This window comes from Pseudoxanthomonas sp. UC19_8, assembly GCF_042700505.1.
Lineage (GTDB): Bacteria > Pseudomonadota > Gammaproteobacteria > Xanthomonadales > Xanthomonadaceae > Pseudoxanthomonas_A > Pseudoxanthomonas_A winnipegensis.
Genome location: NZ_CP170559.1, coordinates 3,012,849 through 3,031,270 on the forward strand (window position 1 = coordinate 3,012,849; position 18,422 = coordinate 3,031,270).

An 18,422-nucleotide genomic window follows, 5' to 3' on the forward strand; every position below is an offset into this window, starting at 1 on the left:
GGCGACGCAGCCTGACTCCCCTTCGATCCGCTTCGGGACAGGCGTCAGCGAGTGAAACACCATGGCCCTGGCCATGATCTGGAGTTGTGCATGAACACTGCCGCGCCCCGTCCCGGGCTCCCTCTCTGGCAGAAGATCGTCGCTGTCATCGTCGCCGTCTCCGGCCTGATCCTGGCCGTGGCCGGGGCCTATCTGCTGTCGCTGGGCGGCACCTGGTACTACCTGGTCAACGGCGTGCTGATGCTCATCAGCGGCGTGCTGCTGTTCGCCGGCCGGCTGTGGGGCGCCAAGCTCTACGGCGTGGTGTTCCTGCTCGCGCTGGTGATGACCCTGGTCGAATCGGCCACCCGCCTGTGGGGCTGGGTGCCGCGCATGGGCTACATCACCCTGCTGGGCTTCTTCGTCGCGCTGATGGTGCCGCGCCTGTCGGCCGGCCGGCTGCGCAAGCACGGTTATCTGGCGGCGGCGGGCTGCATCGTGTTCGCGGCGATCGCCTTCGCGCTGGTCTTCCGCACCCAATACGTCGAACACGGCGATGACGCGCCGCAGGCCCCGCTGGCCGCCGGCGACAACGCCAAGGCCCGCGCCGCGCAGGCCGACAGCGAATGGGCCGCCTACGGCCGCGACACCGATGCCACCCGCTATTCGCCGGCCGCGCAGATCACCCCGCAGAACGTGGGCAAGCTCAAGGTCGCCTGGACCTATCACACCGGCGATCTGCCGCCCCCGGGCAAGACCAACAAGTGGGGCGCGCAGAACACGCCGCTGATGATCGGCGACGGGCTGTACGTGTGCTCGGCGACCAACAACGTGTCCAAGCTCGACCCGGCCACCGGCAAGGAGATCTGGAAGTTCGTCTCCGGGGTCAAGTACGAGAACGTGCCCTACACCGCCGCCTGCCGCGGCGTGACCTACTTCGTCTCCAACGCGGTGCCGGAGGGCCAGAGCTGCCATGCGCGCATCATCGTGGCCACGCTGGACATGCGCCTGATCGAACTGGACGCCGCCAGCGGCCAGCCCTGCGCGCAGTTCGGCAGCGAGGGCACGGTCAACCTGCTGACCGGGATGGGCAAGTCGGTGCCGGGCCAGCTGGCGGTGACCTCGCCGCCGGTGGTGGTCAACGGCACCATCTCGCTCAACCACCAGGTGCTGGACAACCAGCGCCGCTGGGCGCCCTCGGGCGTGATCCGCGGCTATGACGCCGAGACCGGCGCGTTCAAGTGGGCCTGGGACGTCAACCATCCCGGCACGGTGTGGCATCAGGAGCCCGGCCCGGGCCAGGAATACAGCCGCGGCACGCCCAACTCCTGGGGCCCGATGGCCGGCGACAACGCGCTCAACCTGATCTACATCCCCACCGGCAACTCGGCCGCCGACTACTACGACCAGCTGCGCACGCCGGCCGAGAACGCGGTGGCGTCCTCGATCGTGGCGCTGGATGCGACCACCGGCGAGCAGAAGTGGGTGTTCCAGACCGTGCACAAGGACACCTGGGACTATGACATCGGCTCGCAGCCCACGCTGCTGGACTTCCCCGACCACAGCGGCACGCCGGTGCCGGCGATGATCATCCCGACCAAGCGTGGCCAGCTGTTCGTGGTCGATCGCCGCAACGGCAAGCCGCTCCTGCCGGTCGAGGAACGCCCGGCCGACACCAAGGTGACCGTGCCCGGCGAGAGCCGCGCCAGCACCCAGCCGTGGTCGACCGGGATGCCGCGTCTGGGCATGCCGGACCTGAAGGAATCGACCATGTGGGGCATGACGCCCTTCGACCAGCTGTATTGCCGGGTCAAGTTCCGCCAGGCGCATTACACCGGCGAGTTCACCGCGCCGCAGCTCAAGCAGCCGTGGATCGTCTTCCCCGGCTACAACGGCGGCAGCGACTGGGGCAGCGTGGCCTACGACCCGGCCCGCGGCATCCTGGTGGCCAACTGGAACGTCACCCCGATGTACGAGCACTACATTCCGCGCAAGCAGGCCGACGCGCAGGACCTGTACTCGATCGACGATCCGCGCTACACGCCCGGCAAGGGCGGCGCCGAAGGCCCCGGCGCGATGGAGGACACGCCGTATGCGATTTCGGTGTCGGCCTTCATGGTCCCGGGCCTCAAGACGCTGTGCAACGAGCCGCCCTACGGCATGATCACCGCGATCAACCTGCACGATCAGAAGGTGATCTGGCAGCAGCCGCTGGGCACGGCCCGCGCCAACGGCCCGCTCGGCCTGCCGACCGGCCTGCCGATCCAGATCGGCACGCCCAACAACGGCGGCCCGGCGATCACCGCCGGTGGACTGGTGTTCGTCGCGGCGGCCACCGACAACCTGCTGCGCGCCATCGACCTGAAGACCGGCAAGGTGCTGTGGACCTCGGTGCTGCCCGGCGGCGGCCAGGCCACCCCGATGACGTACACGGTCAACGGCAAGCAGTATGTGGTGCAGATGGCCGGCGGCCACCACTTCATGGAGACCCCGATCAGCGACGCGCTGGTGGCCTACTCGCTGCCGTGATGGAGATTCCCGGCGCCCTCACTCAGGGGCGCCGGCGTTCTAAACCGAGCGTTGCAACCGAAGCAAAGGCCGCCTGCAGAGCTCCGCGGGCGGCCTTTGTTTTGGATGGCAGCGACCAGCTCTCCTGTAGAGCGGAGCTTGCTCCGCTGGAGCTTCCCTGTGATCCGGCCGAAACGCAGCGGAGCAAGCTCCGCTCTACGGGAGTCGGTGGCGATAGGCTCTTCCCGGTAATGTCCCATCGCCGCCATTGGCCGAAAAGGCCACAAGGGCGGCTCCCACCTTCAGATCAGCTTGGTGGCGTTGTTCAGCACGTAGTCGCAGGCCTTGTCCTTGAGCTTGCCCGAGACTGCGTCCAGGTTGAACGACTGGCCGCCCTCGCCCTTGAGCACGCCCATCAGGCCGCGCTGATAGTCCGGCGACTGCTCCGGCTTCTGCGCGCCGCCCAGGCCGTACTTGGACAGCAGCTTGTCCTTGACGCCACTGACCGCATCGGCGCTGAGGTACTTGCGCTGCACGCAGTACTGCAGCACGCCCGCGGCATTGCCGGCGGTGTTGTCACCGATCGCCGGCAGCGACAGCCCGCCGAGCGCCCCCAGGCCACCAGCCGCCTCGCCGCCGGCCGGCGCCGCCTGGCCGGTGTGCTGCTTGAGCAACTGCTCGAAATCCTGCGCCTGCGCGGCGCCAGCCAAGGCCAGCGCGCCCAGCATCAGCGCGATCTTCAGGGAATGGGGCGTGGTCTTCATGGCCTACCTTCGCAAGATCCGTGGACAGGCCGGCAGGCTAGCAGCGTGGCGTTAATGCCGTGCCTTGCCGCATGTGGCGTGCGTCGGCTCACTTGCCCTCGCCGATCTCCGGGAACAGCACGTCGGTGAACCCGAACGTGGAGAAATCCTTGATCCGCGACGGATACAGAATGCCGTCCAGGTGATCGACCTCGTGCTGGATCACGCGCGCATGGAAGCCTTCGGCGACCTGCTCCACGCGCTGGCCGCCGGCGTTCCAGCCGCTGACCCGGATCCGCCGATAGCGCGGAATCACCGCGCGCAGGCCGGGAATGGACAGGCAACCCTCCCAGCCGTCCTCCAGCTCGTCGGTGAGCGGTTCGATGAGCGGATTGAACAGCGCCGTGCGCGGCACCGAGGGCGCGTCGGGGTAGCGCGCGTTGTGCTCGAAGCCGTACACGATCACGCGCTTGCTCACCGCCACCTGCGGCGCGGCCAGGCCGACGCCGCCGGCCTCGTCCATGGTCTGGAACATGTCATCGACCAGGTCGCGCAGCTCGCCGGTGGCGAAGTGCTCGACCGGCTCGGCCCGGGCCAGCAGCACGGGGGCTCCCATGCGGACGATGTTGCGGATCATCGGGGCGACTCCTGCGACTTCGGAAGCCCCGAGCTTAAGCCCGGCCCGGCCGGCCCGCACCTGGCGCGTGGCGCCGGGTCAGGCCAGGAAGCCCAGCGTCGGACTGGCGAAGTTGCCCAGACCCGGGAAGATCGCCGCCAGGTCCGAGGCGCCCACGCCCATCCACTGGGCGAAGGTGGCGCCGAACTGGTTGGTGGAGGTGGTCGGGATCATGCGACCGCGATCGACCGCCTGGTCGCCGTTCAACTCCAGGATCGGATAGCTGCCGAACACGCGGCCGCCGGCCAGCGGACCGCCGGAGGACTGCGGGCCGCCCATCATCAGCTGCACGCCGCCCCAGGCGTGGTCGGTGCCATTGCCATTGCTGTTGAGCGTGCGGGCGAAGTCGCTGTTGGTGAAGCTGACCACGTCGTTGAGCGCGCCGATTTCCACCAGCGCGTTGCGGAAGGCGAACAGCGCATCGGAGACCTGCCCCAGCAGCCGCGGCTGGCCGTTGGCGACCATCTGCCCGTCGTGGGTGTCGAAGCCGCCCATGCTGGCGAAATAGATCTGCCGGTTCTGCCCCAGCGCGCTGGTCCGGCTGGCCTTGATCGAGCGGGCGATCATGCGCAGCTGCGAGGCCAGCCCGTTGCCGGACGGGAACACGGTGGCGATGTCGCCGCCGTTGTTCGCATCCAGCGCGGTGCGCATCGTGCTGCCGATCAGCATCGCGCTTTCGCCCTGCAGCGCGTACTGGTCTTGCATCAGCGGCGTGTAGCGATGCTTGACCAGCGCGGCCAGCGCCTCGCGGCGGATGCGGTCGGGCGTGGAGTTGACGTTCTCGAAGTTGCGCAGCGCCGCCGGACCGCCGGTGGACATCACATAGGGCGAGATCGAGGTGCCGGTCTGGAACAGGTTGTTGCCGGCCAGCGAGATGGTCGGCGGCAGCGCGGTGAAGCCACCGCTGTTGGCGCCCTTGATGCGCTCGCCCAGGGTGCCGCCCCAGCCGACGTTGGAACTGCGCAGCTCCGACTCGCCGCGCATCCACAGCGCCTGCTGGTCGTTGTGCGAGAACAGGTTGTAGGGCAGGCGCTTGGCCTTGGCGGTGTACTCGGCCTTGGTGGTCGGCTGCACCAGCGTGCCGACGTTGGCCATGAACGCCAGCTCGCGGTTGTCGAACAGGGTCTTCATGCCGGCGCAGGCCGGGTGCAGGCCCCAGGCCTTGCCCGCCGTGTCGGTGACCTTGAGCAGCGCGTCGCGGGCGATACCCAGGCCCTGGCTGTTGGCGGCCGCGTCGTACACGCCGCCGCGGCTCTTGAGGTAGACGTCGTACTCGGTCTGCACATGCGGGATAAGCATGTTGAACGAGTCGTTGCCGCCGAACAGGAAGATGCACACCAGCGCGCGGTAGTTGCCGGTGCCCACCGCGGTGGAACTCTGCGCCAGCGCGCGGCCGACCAGTTCGAACTGCGGCAGGGTCGCGGCGACGGCGCCGCCGGCCAACATCAGCTGCAGCGAGCGCAGGAAGGTCCGGCGGTCCTGATTGACCTGTCGAGACATGTTCGTGCGGCTCCTATCGCTGGATCACGAAATCGGGGGAGGCCAGCGCCAGCTGGACCAGGGACTGCACCCGTTCGGCGCTGCTGCGCTTCTCGGTCTGCAGCTTGTTGAGCATGTCGATCATCGTGGCGCGGGTGTCGGCGGACAGGTTGCCGGCGAACAGCAGCGCGGAGATCTCATCGACCATGCCGGCGTGGTTGCCGGCATCGGCCAGCGCCTGCAGGCTGGTGGCGTCGAGAACCGGCGCGTTGGTCCGCGCGGTCGGCGCGGCGGTCTTCAGATTGCCGCAGGCGGCGTTGCACACCTCGTTGAAGGTGCTCACGAAGCTGGAGTCGTTGAGCAGGTCGAACTCAGGCGCATAGAGGCCATCGACGCCATCGGCGGCCTGCAGGCGCGCGTCGGGCGAGAAGAAGTTGAACACCGACGGCGAGCGCAGCGAGTCCTGGCCCAGCGACACGCTGAAGTCGTAGGACGCGCCGAAGGAGAACGCGTACTGGCCGTCGTCGCGCGGCACGTACTTGGCGTCGAAGGCGCGCCACAGCGTGGTCAGCTGGATCAGCGGCTCGCGCAGCTTGCCGTAGCTGGTGTCGGTGGCGGCCGGCGCGGTGCGCGCCTCGGTGTCCATCAGGATCGCCTTGATCACCTTGCCCAGATCCCCGTTGGAGCTGGCCCACACCTTGGTCACGCGGCCCACGTAGGCCGGGCTGGGATTGCTGGTGACGAAGCGCTGGATCAGCTGGCGGCTGATGAAGGGCGCGGTGTTGGCATGGCTGGCCAGCGCGTCGAGCGCCTTGGCCAGCGTCTTGGTGCAGTCGTTGCCTTCGGCGATGACGATGCCGTTGAAGATGGTCTTGGGCTGGTCGTCGTGGTAGTCCGGCACGCAGGTCATCGGCTTGGCGTCGTTGTCCGGCAGGCCCTTGTAGAAGGTGTCCTTGGTCGCGCCATTGATCGACCAGCCGGTGAACACCCGCGCCATCGCACTCACCACCGCCTGGTCGTAGGTGGGGATGGTGTTGCCCGAGGCATCGGTCTTGACGGTGAAGTCGGCGTTGCGCTGGACCAGGCCGATGGAGAACAGCTGCATCACCTCGCGCGCATAGTTCTCGTCGGGGACGATGGTGACCGTCAGTCCCTGGCCGTTCTTGTAGCTGACCGCCTTGCGGTTGCGGATGTGGCTGAGGTAGGTGCCCATCGCCGGGTGCAGGGTGACCTTCTCCAGCAGGTCGCGGTAGGTGCCGAACGCATTGCTGTCCAGCATGTCCTGGTAGTTGGCGATGCGGCCGAAGTTGGCCGTGTTGTAGTCGCGGTCGGAGACCACGAAGATCTCGCTGAGCGCGAAGCCCATGCGCAGGCGCAGCTGGTCCTTGGCGGTCACCGCCTGCCACAGCCAGTAGTTGCGGCGCTCGGCGTAGCTCAGGCTGGCCACCGGGATGGACAGGATGTGCGGCTCCATCAGCGTCGGCGCGGTCTTGGACGCGTCGATCTGCTCGTCGATCCAGGCGCCGTACCCGATCTGGCGCACGCGGGCGATGTCGGCCTTGGTCGGGCCGAAGCTGGCCTGGGTCAGAAAGCGCGCCGCCTCCGCATCGGTGGTCGGCTTGTCGCTGGGCGTGGTCGGGGTGGTGACCGGCGTGGAGGGCGAGGACGAGGCCGAAGACGACCCGCCGCCGCCGCCGCCGCCGCAGCCAGCCAGAAGGAGCAGCAGCCACAGCGTGGCAGCCGCACGTACAAGCGTCATGTCGAGCACCCCGGCGCCACCCCTGATCCGCCCGAAGCGGCGGATGATCGCCGTCGGCTGCGGCGTCAAGACAGAGTGAAAATTACGCCAAAATAGGTGTCAAGTCCGCCAAGTTGCTGGTGATCGAAAGCTTGCCGCAGGTCACAGATCCTGCTCGGGCGGCAGCCCGAAGACCTGCCGCAGATAGCGCACATAGCCCGGGTCGTCGCACATGCTCTTGCCGGGCGAGTCGGACAGCTTGGCCACCGGCTGGCCGTTGCAGCGCGTCATCTTGATGACAATGTTCAGCGCCTTGGGGCCCAGATCGTTGGTCAGGTTGGTGCCGATGCCGAAGGCCAGGCGGCAGCGCCCCTTGAAGTGCGCGTACAGCTCGGCCACCCGGTCCACGTCCAGGCCGTCGCTGAACACCAGCGTCTTGGCGCGCGGATCGGCGCGGTTGGCGGCCAGGTGCGCCAGCATCCGCTCGCCCCAGCGCAGCGGATCGCCCGAGTCGTGGCGCATGCCGTCGAAGAGCTTGCAGAAGTACATGTCGTAGTCGCGCAGGAACGCATCGGTGCCGACCACGTCGCTCAGCGCGATGCCGAGGTCGCCGCGATACTCGCGCGCCCAGGCCTCCAGCGCGGCGGCCTGCGAATCGCGCAGGCGCGGGCCCAATGCCTGGAAGGCCTGCAGCCACTCGTGCGCCATCGTGCCCAGCGGCGTCATGCCGTACCGGTAGGCGAAGTGGACGTTGCTGGTACCGACGAACTGCTCGCCCAGCCCGTCGCGCAGCTGCGGCAGCAGGCGTGCGTGCCAGGCGCGCGAATAGCGCCGGCGCGTGCCGTAGTCGGCGATGGCGCAGCCGGCCGCGTCGGGGATGGCGCGCAGGCGCGCCAGCTTGGCCTGCAGCCGGCGCTCGCCTTCGACCAGATCGCCCTGCCCCAGCGCATCGAAGTACACCTCGTTGATGATCGCCAGCAGCGGCACCTCGAACAGGATCGTGTGCAGCCACGGCCCCTCGATCTCCAGCGCGATCTCGCCGGGCACCTGGTCCGAGGCGCGCAGGGTGATGTACTTGCGATCGAAGTGGAACAGGCCGAGGAAGTCGACGAAATCCGGCTTGACGAAGCGCAGCCCGCGCAGGTAGTCCAGCTCGTCCGCGGTGAAGCGCAGCGCGCACAGCGCGTCGATCTCCTCCCAGATGCGGTCCAGGTGCGCGGCCAGGTCGATGCCCGGCGTGCGGCACTTGAAGCGGTATTGCACCTGCGCGGCAGGGTGCTGATGCAGCACCGCCTGCATCATCGTGAACTTGTACAGGTCGGTGTCGAGCAGCGATTGGATGATCATGCGGCCATTGTGCACCGCGCGGGCACGGCGATGGCGTCGACGCCCGCGCCGCTAGTCCACCACGCGCCCGCCCTTCATCAACGCCGGCTCCACCTGGTCCTGCTGTTGCGCCATCAGTCTGGCCAGCGTGCGCGGGTGGACGCCGTAATGCTTGGCCAGCTGCTTCGAGTCCCAGCCACGCAGCTGTGCCAGTTCGCTGGCTTCCACGCACTGTTCGACCGTCAGCGATGGCCTTCGGCCCAGCTTCCTGCCCTGCACACGCGCCGCGGCCAGGCCGGCTCGCGTCCGCTCGCTGATCAGCGAGCGCTCGAACTCGGCCAGCGCGGCCATGATGTGGAACACCAGGCGGCCTCCCGATGAGGCCGTGTCGATGCTCTCGGTCAGGGACTGGAAGCAGATGTCGCGCTCGCCCAGCACATCCAGCAGCTGGACCAGATTGATCAACGAGCGGCCAAGCCGGTCCAACCTCCAGACGACGAGCTTCCCACCCGGCTTGAGTCGCCGCAGCGCCTTGTGCAGGCCAGGGCGGCTGCCGTGCCTGCCCGAGACACCCTGGTCCGTATAGATCTTGGTGCAACCGGCGGCCTTGAGCGCCAGGATCTGCAGGTCGAGATTCTGGTCGCCCGTCGAGACGCGCGCGTAGCCGATGATCATGGTGATGCCCCCCAGTGTTGCCAACCGCGCCGGGTGGGACCACATCTGCGGATCCAGCGGAAAATCCAGAGAAGACAGCGTTCGAACATGGCATGGGTCAAGCATGCGCAGTCGCCTGTGCGAACCTGCGGCCTGCGCTTGCCCAACTCTTGTTCCGTCAATGTCGCATGTCGTGTCTGGTCGCTCTGTCTTGCTCTTAGCATGGTCTTCCAACACTGCCCACCAGGTGGCATCGGGCTCCGCCGGTCGCACGCAGTGCACGCGTAGACCACGCCGTCAGGACCAGGCCTGACGGCGTAATGGGGCACGCGCCTGCCCCCCCCTGATTGACTGTTCCGCCGCCTGGGCCCTGCTTGGGCCAGGCCGCGGAATCCACGAACACCGTGATTATGCGTTGTATGAATAGGATGGGGGACTCCGCGTTCCGATCGGCGACTTCGCGGCCGATACAGCGAAGGCAGTCACCCTCCTGCAGTGACGCAGCTGCCTTGACAAGCAACGCACGCACCGCGCCTGCGCGGTTTGGCCATCGCGTCCTGATCGGCCGGACGCCGAGTCGCTCGGCCTCCCAGGACGTTCCGAGCCCCCGGCCACGAAATCGGGTGTAGCGCGTCTTCTTCCCTGCCTGCCTGTACGCGATGCGCCTTGGGCATCTTGATCCGGGGTTGCGCTCGGGCTTCGGAGGGTGGCGGTGGCGGATCGACATTTGACAGAAATGGTCCTTTCTGTCCCAGCACTTTTCATGTCGAATTGATCGCCAAGAGTTCAAGCTATCCGCGGTATTCCTTCACGCGCCCCGATCCTTCCAGAAAGGACCGTTTTCGTACGCGCGTCAGCCGGCGTATCGCGGTGGTCTGCCCGCGATCCAGGAGGTGAGCGGGCCGAGGACGCACGCGGCTGCCTGGGGAGCGGCGCATGAGCCGCATCGAGCTTCCGCCGCCGGCATCGGGCTGCCATCTGCTGGTCGAACTGCATAACCGCGACCACCTGGCGGCGACCTACGGCGAGACCTTCGCGCGTGCGGCCCTGGCCGCGCTGCAGTGGCGCATGCATCTGGCCGGCCATTCGATCAAGCAGGCGGGCGATCGTCGTTTCGTCGCGTGGATCGCCGAGGCCGGGTCCTTCGCCGAGCACTGGCAACTCCAGCTCGCGGGTCTGCCGCTGGAGCACCTGGGGCAGCGCGCGCTGCCGGTGGTCACGGTCGGCGAAGTCAGGCTGAGCTCGACCTCCGGGCCCTATCCGCCGCAGGAGCTGGAGCGCCTGGGCGGCCGCGCGCCGATCCTGGAACCGGTCCAGTGCGGCTGGATCTGGCGCGAGCGCTACGAGAAGGACATGGCCCTGGCCCTGGCCTTTCATGAGGCCTTGCGCAGCGGCGAGGTCGGCCTGTCCTTCCAGCCGATCATGCGACGCAACGCCGGCGATCGACGCGACGCCTCGCTGTATCAGGAGGCCCTGCTGCGACTGGACCAGCCCGGCATCGGCGCTTCCGGCCTGGTCGCCGCCATGGAGCGTCTGGGCCTGGTCAGGCTGCTGGATCGTGTGGTGCTCGACGCGGTGATCGAGCGCCTGGAGCGCGAGCCCACCCTGCACGCCGGTTGCAACCTGTCCTCGCACAGTCTCGTCGACGACGCCTGGTGGCATGGGCCGCTCACAAGGCTGCAGGAGCAGCCGACCGTCGCCGCCAGGCTGACGCTGGAGATCACCGAGACGGCACCGCTGGGCGACTTCGAGTCGGCCAAGACCTTCGTCGGACGCCTGCGCGCGTTGGGCTGCCAGATCGCCATCGATGACTTCGGCGAGGGCCACACGCGGCTGGACTTCGTCCGCCAGATCCTGCCTCAGGTGGTCAAGATCAGCGGCACGCTCCTGGCCGAAGCGATGCGCAGCATCACCGGGGCGCGCGAGTTCTCGCACCTGGTCGCGCTAGGCGGAAGCATCGCGCCGTACGTGGTCGCCGAAGGCGTCGAACGCGCAAGCGACACCGCAGTGGCCCTGGCCGGCGGCGTCAACTGCCTGCAAGGCCTGGCCATCGCGCGACCCGCGGGGGCCTGGCCGCCGTCGCGCGTCTGCCTGCCGCCGGTCTGTAGAAGCGCGGCCTGATCGGGGGACGAGCGGCCGCAGCACAAGCGCTTGGGCGAGCCAGGTCCTTCTGCTCGGCCGCAATGAGCAACGGGGACCGCGCGCTTGCAAAGACCCGCTGGGAGGGCGGGACATCAGCCACGGCCACGCCGCGAGCCGGCGGGCCGGGCGCGAACTGCGGGCCGCGCGGGAGGGCGGCTCGTCCAGAGCTTCAAGGGGAAAACATGAGCGTGATCACCGGAATCAAGTCGTCCGTCAGCCGCCTGCCCGCCTTCCCGGCCGAGCGACTGAACCTCTCACATCGTCTGGGCCTGGTCGTCTTCGACGGCTTCGGGCTGGCCGACGTGGTGGCCCTGATCGACCTGCTGTGTACCGCCAATGCCATCGAGCAGCGCGCCTCGGGCTTCAAACGCCTCTACATGCCCGTGCTGCTGTCCGAATCCGGTGGCACCGTGGCCAGCGCCTCGGGCATGCATGTGGCCACCGAACGCCTGCCTCCCCCGCGCGGGCAGCGCCTGCGCGTCGTGTTCGTGGCCGGTGGCGTGGGCACGGCGACGCTGGAGGCCAGCCCGCGGCTATGCCAGTGGCTGCGGGACCAGCACGAGCTGGGCGTCATGATCGTGCCGATCGCCGAGGGCCGGCGCTTGATCGAAGCGGCGGGTCTGTTCGTGAAGAGCACCGGCGAACAGCGCACCGCGTTCGCCGCCGCCATGACGATGATCGCCGCGGACCTGGGCGAGCTGGTCGCCGCGCGCTGCCTGGAGCTGCACGGGCCGGCGCAGACCGAGGCACCGGCCGAGCCGGAAGTCCTGCGTCCGGTGGCGCGCACGCGCGTGACCGAGCAGATCCTGGCGTCGGCCCGCTGGTTGGAAACCCACCACGAGCAGCCGGTCAGCATCGCCGATGCCGCGCACGCGGTGGCCATGAGCGAGCGCAACTTCCTGCGTCGCTTCAAGCTGGAACTGGGCATGACGCCTTCGGACTATCTGCTGGGCGTGCGCCTGCGCCGCAGCTGCAAGCTGCTGACCGAGACCGACCTGCCCATCGACAAGATCGCGCGGCGTTGCGGCATCGGCGATGGCGGCAGACTCGCCAAGATCTTCCGCAAGCACCTCGCGCGCAGCCCGGGCGAGTATCGCGCCGGCACCAGGGCCCGGGCCGTCGCACCGCAACGCTTCAATCGGAGTCCGGTCCAATGAATTCGCATGCGCTGCTGTTGACGACGATGGAGGCCGCCGGTGCGCTGTCCCTGGCGCGCCTGGGGCTGAGCGCCGCGCAGTCCTGGCAACGCCAGCTCGGATCCCGCGCGCGCCGGGTGGCGCTGATGGTCAGCGCCGATTCGACGCTGCTGCTGCCGCAGCTGCTGCGCAGGCCGGGGCCCGGCTATCGACCGGCGCTGGTGTACGAGGAAGGCGCGGCCACCGGCGCGCAACGCGAGGGGCTGCCGGTGATCGGCGACTTCGACACGTTCCGCTCGCTGCTGCGCGGCGGCGCCATCCGCGAGCTCTGGCTGCTGGCGCCGCTGGATCAGGCCGCTTCGCTGGAGCGGCTGGTGCAGGAGTTCCGCCAGGATTTCGTCGATATCCGCTTCATTCCGGATCTGCGCGCCTACCCGCTCGCCCGGCTGGACCAGACGCGCGCCGGCACGGGCGCCGGCGGGATCCATCTGGTCGGCATGCCCTGGCAGGCGCGCCATCCGCTCGGCAAGCGCGCCTTCGATCTGGCCTTCTCCGCCACGGTGCTGCTGATGCTGGCGCCGCTGCTGGCCCTGATCGCGCTCGCGATCCGGATCGACTCGCCCGGCCCGGCGTTGTTCCTGCAACAGCGCATGGGCGCCGACGGGCGCCGCTTCACGATCTACAAGTTCCGCACCATGCGCGTCCACAGCGAAGGCCCCGGCACGTTGAGCCAGGCGCGCCGCAACGATGCGCGCGTCACGCGTCTGGGCCGGCTCCTGCGCCGCACCAGCCTGGACGAGTTGCCGCAGTTTCTGAATGTCCTCAAGGGACAGATGTCGGTGGTGGGGCCGCGTCCGCACGCCCTTCCGCACGACAATCAGTACAAGGAACTGGTGCGCGACTACATGTATCGCTACCGGATCAAGCCGGGCATCACCGGCTGGGCCCAGGTCAACGGGCTGCGGGGCGAGATCGACTGCCTGGAGAAGATGAGCGAGCGCGTCGCCCACGACCTGCACTACATCCAGCATCGCACGCTGGCGCTGGACCTGAAGATCGTGGCGATGACCGTGCACAAGGGCCTGGTGCATCGCAATGCCTATTAGGCCCTGCTCGATCGGCGCGGCGACGGCGGCCGCCTTGGCGTTGACGCTCTGCGCGGCCGGCATCGCGCCCGGCCACGCGCAGGAAGCCGCCGCTGCCCTCACCCCGCTGCAGACGCCCGGCCTCGGTCTGGCGCGCGATCCCGCCCTGCTGCCGCGGACCGGGCGGCGCACGTCTCCAGACCCGTACATGGCGCTGATCCGTGCCAGTTAGCAGGCCATCGGGCTGACCTCGCCCGAGCAGCAGAAGCAGGCCATCCCGGGTATCGACACCTCGCTGCCATCCGGGATGGCCGGGCGCGCGCCTGGCCGGCGCTCGGGACAGGATCCATCCGCGATCCAGGATCCGGCTGCGATCTCGCTCGGTTGCCACGGCACCGGCCTGGCCAAGCGTGCCACGCAGGGAAGGAATGCGCTGCGCACGGCCGATCTCGGCGCGGAGCTGGCCAACGGGCTGCTGCCCGGTGCGATGAACCTGCAGCGTCTTCCGGGATTGGCCGCACCGACGCTGGAGACGCTGGGCAACGTCGGCGAAGGCTGTCGCTGACACGCGATCGTCTTGTCCTCCGGGCGCGCCAGCGGCCGGCGAGTGGCGCTGCGCGAGAAGCCAGCGCCCTGACGTGCTCGTTCGCCTCACCGATCCGAGATCTTCCTGCGGGCGCCGCCCTGCAGCGATGCCTGTCCGGGCACGCGCGCAGGGCCGATGCCGTTGCGCGCATGACCGGGCTCAGCGCTTGGGGTCCGCGCCGTAGGTTCCGTACCCATAGCCGTAGCCGTATCCATCGCCATAGCGGCTGGCGCGCAGGCCGTTGAAGACATGGCCGCAGATCTTCGCCTCGACCTGGGTCAGGCGCTTGAGGGTCTGGACCAGCTGCCGTCCATTGGTGAGCTCGTAGCGGCTGACGATGAAGACCGCGCCGCAGGCGCGGGCCAGGGTCATGGCATCGCCGACCGGCAGCACCGGCGGCGAATCGACGATCACATAGTCGTAGCGCTGCTCGGCCTCGCGCAGCACGACGTCCAGGGTCGGACGCGCCAGCAGTTCGCCGGGGTTGGAGACCCGATGGCGCCCGGAAGGCAGCAGGTCCAGCCCTTCCTGGTCGGTGTGCTGGATGGCGGCCTCCAGCGTGTCCTGCCCGGCCAGGACATCGGACAGGCCTGGCGCTGCGACCGAATCGGGGAAATAGCGCCCGAGTCCGGCGCGCCGCAGGTCGCCGTCGACCAACAGCACGCGCACGCCGGTCAGCGTCAACAGATAGGCGAAGTTGGCGGTGACGAAGGTCTTGCCGACGCCCTCGGTGGGCCCGGTGAACACGACCGCGGTACGCCCCGCCTCACGCAGCGCAAGGCGGAAGGTGCTGCGCAGGGTGCGCAAGGCCTCCACGCCTGGATCGGTGGGCGACTGTCGCGACAGCAGCGCATGGTAGAGCGGGTCTTCGCTGCCGCCGCGCACGCGGGTCATGCGCGATTGCACCTTGCTCTCCGGCACCACGGCGTAGACCGGGGCGCCGCTCAGGCGTTCTACCTCCAGCGGGTCGTGCAGCGCGCGGCGCATGCCGGCCAGCACCTGCACGGCCAGGAAGCCCATGAGCAGGCCGCCCATCAGACCGCCGGCGAGCACCGGCAACGTCGTGGGCCAATGGCGTCGCTCCGGAGAGAGCGCGGGGTCGATGATGGCCGCCGTGCCGGTGGTGCCGGCCTCGGCGACCTCCAGCTGCAGCTTGTTGGCCGCCAGCGCGGTGTAGAGCTGCGTATCGACCGCCACATCCCGCGCCAGGCGCAGGTACTCCTGCTGCGAGGCGGGCAGCGCGCGGATCTGCGCATCGGCCTGCGACAGCGCCTCGGCCACGGCCGCGTGCTGCGCCTCGAGCATGCGCATGGCCGGATGGGTGGGACGGAACTGCTGCGCGCTGGCCTCGCGGTTGAGTTCCAGCAGGGTCTGCTGGCGGGTCAGCTCGACCACGCGCGTCAGCAGGGCCTCGCTCTGCTGCTCCACGTCGATGGTGCCGCTGCGCATGCGGTAGGCGTTGAGCGCGTCCTCGGCACGGGTCAGCTCCGCGCGCAGCGCCGGCAGTCTGTGCTCCAGGAACTGCAGGCTCAGATGCGCCTGCTGGGCGCGATGACGGATGTTCAGCGCGACATAGGCGCGCGCCAGGGCGTTGGCGAAGTCGGCGGTGCGCTCGGCGTCGCTGCCGCTCACCGTCAGCTCGATCATCGAAGAATCCTTGGAAGTCTCCGTCGCCTTGACCCGGCGCCCCATCTCCTCGAACGCGGTCTGCAGCGACGAGGCGGTGACGCCGAAGCTCACGCCGCTGCGCGCGCGCAGTTCCTCGACCTGGATCGACCCACGTCCCGGGCCGAAGCGGGTATCGACGTTGAAGTCCACCCGCTGTCCCAGCCTGCCGCGCGCGACCTCTTCGCCGTCGGGCGAACTCAGGGTCCAGGCATCGTCCTCGCCGGCCGTCAGGACGAAAGGCTTGCCGTACAGCGCACGCGGCACTTCGAAATGCGCCAGACGCAGGCGCTCGCCCCCCCAGGGCAACTCCGACAGGCCCAGCGGAGGATCGGCCAATCCGTTGGGCGGCGTGGCCAGGCGCGCATAGAGGCGCCCCAGGACCGGAATGCGGTGCCTGGGCTCGATGTCCAGCTGCCCCTGGGTGCGGTCGATGGCCTCGCCCATCACGGTGCGCGAGGTGAGGATGTCCAGCTCGCCGTCGATGGACTTGTTGAGATTCAGCGCGCCGGCCACATCGGACAACGCACCGAGCATGGACCCCTGGTCCTCATCGATCTGCAGCAGCGCCTGGGCCCGGTAGGTCGGCTGCGCGGACAGCAGGTACACCAGCGCCAGGGCAAACACGCCGCCGGCCACCAGCAGGAACAACCGGCGATGCGTCGAGACATTGCGCAACAGCAGGAGCAGATTGACCTCGTCCTCTTCAGGACTGTCGGCGACTGGTGGGGTGGTGGGTCTCATGGGCGGATCGGGTCGCTCTGGTGAAGAGGGGATTGCAGGTGCGGCAGCCAGCTGCCGACGCAGGTCTCGATCGTTCTCAGGGTGGCGGCCAGTGCTTGCGGCGCCAGCCCGTCAGGGTCGGCCACCTCGGTGGCCTGCCAGTGGCCGAGGCGCCAGACCTTGGCCGCCGCGGCCGGGGCCAGACGCAGCAGCGTCTGGCGCTGGCTGGCTTCCATCACCAGCACCAGATCGGCCCACTGCAGCAGCTGCGCGTCCAGGCGGCGGCTGAAGGCGCTCGGCGGAGGCGGATAGCCGGCCGCCTCCAGCACATCCAGCACGCCGCGCGGACGCTCCAGGCCGGTGATCGCCTCGAGCCCGGCCGAGCGCACCTGCACCTCGCCCGTCGCCCCCAGCCGCGCGAGCAGCACCGCCTCGGCCATCGGGCTGCGAACGAGGTTGATGCGGCAGCACACCGCCAGCCTCAGCACGGATCCGTCGGCCATGCGCGGATCAGCGATTGGCCGCCGCGCTGGTCATGTAGAGCGAGCTGGCCAGCGGCAGGATCTGGGAGACCACACGCGAGAAGCGGGTCAGGTTGGCGGGATCGACGAACACGATGTCGCGCGGACGCAGCACGAAACGATCGCCCAGGACCAGCAGCCCGGGATTCATCGCATCGAGCTGGTAGACCTTGACCTGCTGGGGCTGGTCGCCCGCGCGAAACACATAGATCTGCGCGGCATTGGCGGAGACCGGATTCAGTCCGCCCGCATCGGCCAGCGCTTCGGACAGGCTCATCGGCCCCAGCGGCATGACCTGCGAGCCCGGCTTGGCGACCTCGCCCAGGACGAAGACCTTCTTGTCCCGGCGCGGCGGCAGATTCAGGACATCGCCGCTGCGCAGGCGCGGATTCTGGGTCAGGTCGCCCTGGAAGAAGAAGGCGTACAGATCCAGCGTGCGGGTCTTGCCGCCGCGATTGAGGCTGACCGACTGCAGGTCGGCCCCTTCCACATAGCCGCCGGCGGCCGCCAGCGCATCGGCGACCGTGATCGGCACGTCGGTCAGCGGCTGCGCGCCGGGCGTGCGCACGGCGCCGGCCACATACACGCGCTGGCTACGGAAGCCCACTACCGCCACGTCCAGCTGCGGAGCGGGGATGACCGCGCTCAGGCGACGCGTCAGCAGCGTGCGGATGCGCGGCACGTCGAGTCCTGCGACCTTGACCGTGCCCACGTACGGGAAATACAGCGTGCCGTCGGGCTGGACGCGGCGTGCCTGCGCGTCCAGCGAACTGGCCCCGCCCATGCGCAAGGTCTCCGCACCGGGTACGCCGGCGTTGCCCGTCGCCGAGGTCAGCGCGCCCAGGCCGGGATTGTTCAGTTCGGGATGGTCCCAGACGATGACCCGCAGGGTGTCGCCGGCCTGCACCACATAGTCCTGCGGCGCGCCGTCGGCGTCAGGCGCCTCGGACACCGGCGCGTGCGCAGGCGATTCTGGCTGTGCCGGCATGCCCGGCTCGATCCGCTGCAGGCTGAAGTGGATGCCGTTCTGGACCAGCTCCGAGGCTTCATCCGCGCGCTCCAGCGGCGCCGGAAAGCGCGATGCGGGCAGCATGGCGCAGCCGGACAGCGGCACGCCCGCGACGACCAGCAGCAGCAAGAGCAGGCGGAGATTGAACTTACGACGCCGCAGCCGACGACACAGCAGAGCAAAACGCATGCGCGATTCCTGACCAGATCCAACCCCCTGCGCGGCAAGCACAGCCGGCAGCCATGATCGCCATGACCAGTCCCGCGAAGATCCCCGTGGCGCGCGAGCGGCACGCCGCACGGGAACCGACGCGTCGCCACCTGCGCGAGAAAAAAGCGCTGCGATGCCCCGGTCAGGTCATCGCAGCGCAAGGGGTCTTCTCCACAGCTTGGCACTGGACATCAGGAACGGCGATCGGAGCCGGTCAGGATGCGCGGACCCTGCATCGGCCC

The 18,422-nt window shown here is 68.9% G+C and carries 15 protein-coding genes; 6 read left to right on the top strand and 9 right to left on the bottom strand.

The window, feature by feature from the left end; all coding sequences use genetic code 11:
• Positions 1 to 90: 90 nt before the first annotated feature.
• Complete coding sequence (locus ACFJIT_RS13325) at positions 91 to 2,508, top strand: membrane-bound PQQ-dependent dehydrogenase, glucose/quinate/shikimate family (RefSeq protein WP_379653860.1); 2,418 nt, start codon at positions 91 to 93, stop codon at positions 2,506 to 2,508.
• A 281-nt stretch (positions 2,509 to 2,789) separates the two neighbouring features.
• Here the strand turns inward: ACFJIT_RS13325 and ACFJIT_RS13330 are convergent, their stop codons facing one another.
• From ACFJIT_RS13330 to ACFJIT_RS13355, 6 genes are all read right to left on the bottom strand, one after another.
• Positions 2,790 to 3,251 (bottom strand): DUF2501 domain-containing protein, encoded by a 462-nt coding sequence (locus ACFJIT_RS13330; RefSeq protein ID WP_379653861.1) that lies wholly within the window; start codon positions 3,249 to 3,251, stop codon positions 2,790 to 2,792.
• Between the two features lie 88 nt (positions 3,252 to 3,339).
• Positions 3,340 to 3,867: a peptide deformylase gene (gene def / locus ACFJIT_RS13335; protein ID WP_130523163.1), complete on the bottom strand. Its 528-nt coding sequence runs from the start codon at positions 3,865 to 3,867 to the stop codon at positions 3,340 to 3,342.
• Positions 3,868 to 3,945: 78 nt separating this feature from the next.
• Positions 3,946 to 5,406, bottom strand: coding sequence for a DUF1501 domain-containing protein (locus ACFJIT_RS13340; RefSeq protein ID WP_286576594.1), 1,461 nt, complete (start codon positions 5,404 to 5,406; stop codon positions 3,946 to 3,948).
• 13 nt (positions 5,407 to 5,419) lie between these two features.
• Positions 5,420 to 7,144 carry a DUF1800 domain-containing protein gene (locus ACFJIT_RS13345; RefSeq protein WP_337054246.1) on the bottom strand — a complete coding sequence of 575 codons (1,725 nt, stop codon included), beginning with the start codon at positions 7,142 to 7,144 and terminating at the stop codon, positions 5,420 to 5,422.
• 141 nt (positions 7,145 to 7,285) lie between these two features.
• A complete protein-coding gene (gene pncB, locus ACFJIT_RS13350) occupies positions 7,286 to 8,470 on the bottom strand; it encodes a nicotinate phosphoribosyltransferase (protein WP_379653862.1) in 1,185 nt (394 codons plus the stop codon).
• A gap of 51 nt (positions 8,471 to 8,521) precedes the next feature.
• Positions 8,522 to 9,124 (bottom strand): recombinase family protein, encoded by a 603-nt coding sequence (locus ACFJIT_RS13355; protein ID WP_130523682.1) that lies wholly within the window; start codon positions 9,122 to 9,124, stop codon positions 8,522 to 8,524.
• Positions 9,125 to 10,039: 915 nt separating this feature from the next.
• On the opposite strand from ACFJIT_RS13355, the gene ACFJIT_RS13360 reads away from it, so the two are divergent.
• The 5 genes from ACFJIT_RS13360 to ACFJIT_RS13380 all read left to right on the top strand — a co-directional run bounded on the left by ACFJIT_RS13360 (position 10,040) and on the right by ACFJIT_RS13380 (position 14,031).
• Complete coding sequence (locus ACFJIT_RS13360; RefSeq protein ID WP_379653863.1) at positions 10,040 to 11,224, top strand: EAL domain-containing protein; 1,185 nt, start codon at positions 10,040 to 10,042, stop codon at positions 11,222 to 11,224.
• 203 nt (positions 11,225 to 11,427) lie between these two features.
• Positions 11,428 to 12,402: a GlxA family transcriptional regulator gene (locus ACFJIT_RS13365; RefSeq protein WP_379653864.1), complete on the top strand. Its 975-nt coding sequence runs from the start codon at positions 11,428 to 11,430 to the stop codon at positions 12,400 to 12,402.
• On the top strand, positions 12,399 to 13,487 hold the full coding sequence (locus tag ACFJIT_RS13370) for an exopolysaccharide biosynthesis polyprenyl glycosylphosphotransferase (protein ID WP_379653865.1): 1,089 nt from the start codon (positions 12,399 to 12,401) through the stop codon (positions 13,485 to 13,487). The genes ACFJIT_RS13365 and ACFJIT_RS13370 overlap by 4 nt, the downstream gene beginning before the upstream one ends.
• A gap of 34 nt (positions 13,488 to 13,521) precedes the next feature.
• Positions 13,522 to 13,698, top strand: coding sequence for a hypothetical protein (locus ACFJIT_RS13375; protein ID WP_379653866.1), 177 nt, complete (start codon positions 13,522 to 13,524; stop codon positions 13,696 to 13,698).
• Between the two features lie 75 nt (positions 13,699 to 13,773).
• Positions 13,774 to 14,031 (top strand): hypothetical protein, encoded by a 258-nt coding sequence (locus ACFJIT_RS13380; RefSeq protein WP_379653867.1) that lies wholly within the window; start codon positions 13,774 to 13,776, stop codon positions 14,029 to 14,031.
• A gap of 180 nt (positions 14,032 to 14,211) precedes the next feature.
• Here the strand turns inward: ACFJIT_RS13380 and ACFJIT_RS13385 are convergent, their stop codons facing one another.
• The 3 genes from ACFJIT_RS13385 to ACFJIT_RS13395 are packed head-to-tail and all read right to left on the bottom strand — an operon-like array spanning position 14,212 to position 18,159.
• Positions 14,212 to 16,461: a polysaccharide biosynthesis tyrosine autokinase gene (locus ACFJIT_RS13385; RefSeq protein WP_379653868.1), complete on the bottom strand. Its 2,250-nt coding sequence runs from the start codon at positions 16,459 to 16,461 to the stop codon at positions 14,212 to 14,214.
• Complete coding sequence (locus tag ACFJIT_RS13390) at positions 16,458 to 16,943, bottom strand: low molecular weight phosphotyrosine protein phosphatase (protein ID WP_130515392.1); 486 nt, start codon at positions 16,941 to 16,943, stop codon at positions 16,458 to 16,460. Before ACFJIT_RS13390 ends, ACFJIT_RS13385 begins: the two co-directional genes overlap by 4 nt.
• 7 nt (positions 16,944 to 16,950) lie before the next feature.
• Positions 16,951 to 18,159: an SLBB domain-containing protein gene (locus ACFJIT_RS13395; protein ID WP_379653869.1), complete on the bottom strand. Its 1,209-nt coding sequence runs from the start codon at positions 18,157 to 18,159 to the stop codon at positions 16,951 to 16,953.
• Positions 18,160 to 18,422 lie beyond the last annotated feature (263 nt).

Excerpts from the sequence above, each read along its gene's own strand:
- ACFJIT_RS13365 (WP_379653864.1), top strand. The coding sequence starts at position 11,428 with ATGAGCGTGATCACCGGAATCAAGTCGTCCGTCAGCCGCCTGCCCGCC.
- ACFJIT_RS13385 (WP_379653868.1), bottom strand. The coding sequence starts at position 16,461 with ATGAGACCCACCACCCCACCAGTCGCCGACAGTCCTGAAGAGGACGAG.
- ACFJIT_RS13325 (WP_379653860.1), top strand. The coding sequence starts at position 91 with ATGAACACTGCCGCGCCCCGTCCCGGGCTCCCTCTCTGGCAGAAGATC.
- ACFJIT_RS13370 (WP_379653865.1), top strand. The coding sequence starts at position 12,399 with ATGAATTCGCATGCGCTGCTGTTGACGACGATGGAGGCCGCCGGTGCG.
- pncB (WP_379653862.1), bottom strand. The coding sequence starts at position 8,470 with ATGATCATCCAATCGCTGCTCGACACCGACCTGTACAAGTTCACGATG.
- ACFJIT_RS13380 (WP_379653867.1), top strand. The coding sequence starts at position 13,774 with ATGGCCGGGCGCGCGCCTGGCCGGCGCTCGGGACAGGATCCATCCGCG.
- def (WP_130523163.1), bottom strand. The coding sequence starts at position 3,867 with ATGATCCGCAACATCGTCCGCATGGGAGCCCCCGTGCTGCTGGCCCGG.
- ACFJIT_RS13345 (WP_337054246.1), bottom strand. The coding sequence starts at position 7,144 with ATGACGCTTGTACGTGCGGCTGCCACGCTGTGGCTGCTGCTCCTTCTG.
- ACFJIT_RS13340 (WP_286576594.1), bottom strand. The coding sequence starts at position 5,406 with ATGTCTCGACAGGTCAATCAGGACCGCCGGACCTTCCTGCGCTCGCTG.
- ACFJIT_RS13390 (WP_130515392.1), bottom strand. The coding sequence starts at position 16,943 with ATGGCCGACGGATCCGTGCTGAGGCTGGCGGTGTGCTGCCGCATCAAC.
- ACFJIT_RS13355 (WP_130523682.1), bottom strand. The coding sequence starts at position 9,124 with ATGATCATCGGCTACGCGCGCGTCTCGACGGGCGACCAGAATCTCGAC.
- ACFJIT_RS13360 (WP_379653863.1), top strand. The coding sequence starts at position 10,040 with ATGAGCCGCATCGAGCTTCCGCCGCCGGCATCGGGCTGCCATCTGCTG.
- ACFJIT_RS13395 (WP_379653869.1), bottom strand. The coding sequence starts at position 18,159 with ATGCGTTTTGCTCTGCTGTGTCGTCGGCTGCGGCGTCGTAAGTTCAAT.
- ACFJIT_RS13330 (WP_379653861.1), bottom strand. The coding sequence starts at position 3,251 with ATGAAGACCACGCCCCATTCCCTGAAGATCGCGCTGATGCTGGGCGCG.